Source organism: Microcystis sp. M_QC_C_20170808_M9Col (assembly GCF_007095495.1).
GTDB classification, from domain to species: domain Bacteria; phylum Cyanobacteriota; class Cyanobacteriia; order Cyanobacteriales; family Microcystaceae; genus Microcystis; species Microcystis aeruginosa.
In genome coordinates, this window is sequence record NZ_SFBZ01000185.1 from 1 (window position 1) to 4,602 (window position 4,602).

Consider the following 4,602-nt stretch of genomic DNA (forward strand, 5'->3'; position numbering starts at 1 on the left):
GCGGTAGCGTTAATGGGTGCAGTGGTATAGTTGAAGGTAATTGGTTGTGAATTGGGATTATCAACTATGACGGTGAGGATGGCATTATTATCTTTACCTTCCACTACGGTGATGTCATTGATGGAGAGTTGCGAGGTGACAGTGGTATCGTCATTATTAATTGTCCCCGTAACTGGAGTAGTCGTACCTATCGTATAACCTGTCCCCGCAGCAAGGGTTAAAATAACAGTTTCGTTACTTTCTACTATTGTGTCAGCAGTGGGGTCAATTGTTACTGTCGCAGTGGATGAACCAGCAGCAAAGGTGACTGTATTGTTAGTCCCTGTACGAGTGTAATCGGTATTGAGAGTAGCTGTTCCCCCGATGGTGTAATTGACGGTTAAAGGATTAGTTGTTACTCCGCTACGAGTGAAGGTATAGACTAAGTTAGTTGTCCCATCTTCTGTCACACTTGCGGGAGAAACTGCTAGGGTGACACTGGTATCGTCATTGAGAATTGTTCCCTGTCCCTGATTATCGGCTAAGGTGACGTTACGACCATTGGTTTGTAAATTACTAAGATTAACGAAGAAAGTCTCGTTAGTTTCAACTTTGGTATCGCCATTAACAGCTACAGTAATCGTCTTAGAAGTCTCACCAGCATTGAAGATTAAGGGAGTAGTAGCAATCGCCGTATAATCGTTATCTGTTGTCGTAGCTGTACCGTCTGCGGTGGCGTAATTAACCGTTACTGCTGTATCAACTGCATTAGAAAGAGTGACGGTAAATACTGCATTGGTTGTCCCGCTATTTCCTTCGGTAATTGTGACATCAGTAATCGCAATCGATGCGCTGTCATCATTATTAATCGTACCTTGACCCTGATTATCAGCTAGGGTGACGTTACTGCCATTGGCTTGTAAATTGCTGAGATTGAGGAAAAATGTCTCATTGAGTTCAACTTGATTATCGCCATTGACTGGAACTGTAATCGTTTTAGAAGTTTCTCCTGGATTGAAGGTTAAGGTGGTGGTAGGAATAGCGGTGTAATCGGTTCCGGCGGTGGCTGTACCGTTGGCGGTGGCGTAATCGACGCTCACAACCGTACTGGCAGCACTAGAAAGGCTCACGGTAAAGACCGCGTTAGTGGTGCCGCTATTGCCTTCGGTCACGGTAACATCGTTGATAGTAAGAGAAATTGCGGGTTGAGAAACATCGGTAATGCTGACGGTGGCGGTGGGGTCGGCATTGAGGAGGACTGAGACGTTGCCTCCGTTATAGTTCGCCGTTGCCAAATCGGATTTGCCGTCGCTGTTGAAGTCTCCTACTGCCACGGAAGTGGGAAAATTCCCCACAGTAAAGTTAGTGGGCGTGCCAAAACTGCCCGTGCCGGTTCCTAATAGCACTGAGACGTTGTTGCTGTTACCGTTCGTCACAGCCAAATCGGATTTGCCGTCGCCGTTGAAGTCCCCTACCGTCACGGAAGTGGGACGACTCCCCACGGAAAAGTTAGTGGCGGGTCCGAAACTGCCCGTGCCGGTTCCTAATAGCACCGATACGCTGTTGCCAAAATAGTTCGCCGTCGCCAAATCAGATTTGCCGTCGCCGTTGAAGTCCCCTACTGTCACGGAAGTGGGAGCATTCCCCACAGAAAAGTTAGTGGCGGTGCCGAAACTGCCCGTACCGGTTCCTAATAACACTGAGACGTTGTTGCTGTTACCGTTCGCCACAGCCAAATCGGATTTACCATCGCCGTTGAAGTCCCCTACCGTCACGGAACGGGGAAAACTCCCCACGGAAAAGTTGGTGGCGGTGACAAAAAGGCCCGTGCCGGTTCCTAATAACACTGAGACGTTGTTGCCACCTTGGTTCGCCGTTACCAAGTCTAGTTTGCCGTCGCCGTTAAAGTCTCCTACCGTCACGGAAAAGGGACCATTCCCCACGGAAAAGTTAGTGGCGGCACCAAAACTGCCTGTGCCGGTTCCTAATAGCACCGAGACGTTGTTGTTATTAAAGTTCGCCGTTACCAAGTCTAGTTTGCCGTCGCCGTTGAAGTCCCCTACCGTCACGGAAACGGGAGTGTTCCCCACAGTAAAGTTAGTGGCGGCACCAAAACTGCCTGTGCCGGTTCCTAACAGCACCGAGACGTTGTTGCTACTAAAGTTCGCCACAGCCAAATCGGATTTGCCGTCGCCGTTAAAGTCCCCTACCGTCACGGAATTGGGATTACTCCCCACAGTAAAGTTGGTGGCAGGATTAAAGCTGGCGCTGGAGTTGGCACCAAGAATGTAGTCTCCCCCCGATGTCAGGTTGACTTTGACGGTTTCGTTGGGGTCACTTACCGCATCGGATACCGCGACCACGTTGAGGGTGGCGGTGGTGGCTCCGGCGGCGATGGTGAAGGTGTTGGCGGTTACTGCGGTGATATTTGTGCCAGCAGTGAGGGAATAGTCGGCGATATTGGTGGCGGTAGTGCCGGTGGTGTTGAAGTTGACCACTATCCCACCCGTGGGCGCGGGGGTGTCTAGGCTGATGATAAAGGTGCCGACGGTTCCCCCTTCTACCGGGTTGGTGCCGGGGGCGATGGTGATTTTGGGGGTGGTATTGAGGAGGACTGAGACGTTGTTGGTGAAACGGTTCGCCACAGCCAAATCGGATTTGCCGTCGCCGTTGAAGTTCCCTACCGTCACGGAAGTGGGATAACTCCCCACGGTAAAGTTAGTGGCAGTACCGAAACTGCCCGTGCCAGTTCCTAATAGCACCGATACGTTGTTGCCGTTCCGGTTCGCCGTAGCCAAATCGGATTTGCCATCGCCGTTGAAGTCCCCTACCGTCACGGAAGTGGGACGACTCCCCACGGAAAAGTTAGTGGGCGTGCCAAAACTGCCCGTGCCGGTTCCTAATAGCACCGATACGTTGTTGTTGTCACGGTTCGTCACAGCCAAGTCAGATTTGCCGTCGCCGTTGAAGTCCCCTACTGCCACGGAATAGGGACTACTCCCCACAGTAAAGTTAGTGGCGGCACCAAAACTGCCCGTGCCGGTTCCTAATAGCACCGAGACGTTGCTGCTAACAATGTTCGCCACAGCCAAATCGGATTTGCCGTCGCCGTTGAAGTCCCCTACCGTCACGGACCAGGGATAACTCCCCACGGTAAAGTTAGTGGCGGGTCCGAAACTGCCCGTACCGGTTCCTAATAGCACCGAGACGTTGTTGTTGTAAAAGTTCGCCACAGCCAAATCGGATTTGCCGTCGCCGTTGAAGTCCCCTACCGTCACGGAAAGGGGACCAGCCCCCACGGAAAAGTTGGTGGCGGTGCCAAAACTGCCCGTGCCGGTTCCTAATAACACTGAGACGTTGTTGTTGTAAAAGTTCGCCACAGCCAAATCCAATTTGCCGTCGCCGTTGAAGTCCCCTACCGTCACGGAATAGGGACCAGCCCCCACGGAAAAGTTGGTGGCAGTGCCAAAACTGCCCGTGCCGGTTCCCAATAGCACTGAGACGTTGTTGCCACCACGGTTCGCCACAGCCAAATCGGATTTGCCGTCGCCGTTGAAGTCCCCTACCGTCACAGAACGGGGATCACCCCCCACAGTAAAGTTAGTAGGGGTACTAAAGGCCATTTCCACACTAATCGCTTGCCCATCAACGGTAATAGTCGCCGCGTCATTTTCCTCTCGTATCGCCGCGATTTCCGCCTCCGTCAGGCTTTCTCCCCGCACCAGCGCCGAAAATAACTGCCCCTCATCCCCCGGCGTATCGCTGCTGTTGATTTGCGCGTCGATAAAATGCCCAATTTCTTCTAATAACACCGCTTTGAGGGTGGTAGCGTCCCCCGAATCAATCAGCGCTTGAGAAATATAAATCTTATTAATACTGCTGGAATATGCGCCGAAAATCCCTGAATTGCCAAGGTTTTTAACTGTAATAGGGGGAAGTTGACTAAAATCTCGACTTTGCCACTGCTGTCGTAATTGCGTCGCTTTAACCACATCATAACTTGTGCCAAAAGCAGTTTCTAAATTTGCCCAAAAACCATCAGATTGAGCGAAATCGAACAAAATATCGTAAACAGCAGGAAGAAGCGGCAACAGGGTAGAAGTCATGACATTAACTGCAAAGGATGACTGGTGCTATTTTATGCAAAAAATCGCCAATCTTTCAAGGGTGCTATGACAAAAATTAACATTTATACAAGAAAACGGGTTTCTCGAAGGAACCCGTTTTCTAGATATTAGGATAAGATTATTGGATTCTTGCGAAAGACTGCTTAAATTCTGCGAGAGAATTAGCGGTAGCTGCTAATTTTAGTAGCTCTTCTAAGATAGTAGGGTTAGTGATTTTGCCGATTATCTCTTCAATTTCTGAAGAAATCTCTCCAAACCGCACAGTTAAAACTGTTTTTATAGCATCGCGGCTTTTTTGTAATGCTCCAATTTCCTTACCAATTTCCTTGCCTATTTCTTTACCGCGTTCGATTCCTCGTAACTCCCCAATTTCCTCACCAATTTTCCTTCCTCGTAACTCCATATTACTTACTAAAGGCATGGTTCTTTCCTCCTCAAATTGTTTGATTTTACTCTCTAAACTTGACTGTAATTCAGGGGATAAAGTCATCATATT

At 49.7% G+C, this 4,602-nt stretch carries 2 protein-coding genes; both read right to left on the bottom strand.

Annotated features, from left to right (window positions below; translation table 11 throughout):
• On the bottom strand, positions 1-4,085 hold a 4,085-nt coding region (locus EWV68_RS11005; RefSeq protein WP_287169789.1), incomplete at its 3' end, for a beta strand repeat-containing protein.
• 139 nt (positions 4,086-4,224) lie between these two features.
• Positions 4,225-4,602 (bottom strand): hypothetical protein (locus tag EWV68_RS11010; RefSeq protein ID WP_287169791.1); only part of this gene is annotated, 378 nt, incomplete at its 5' end.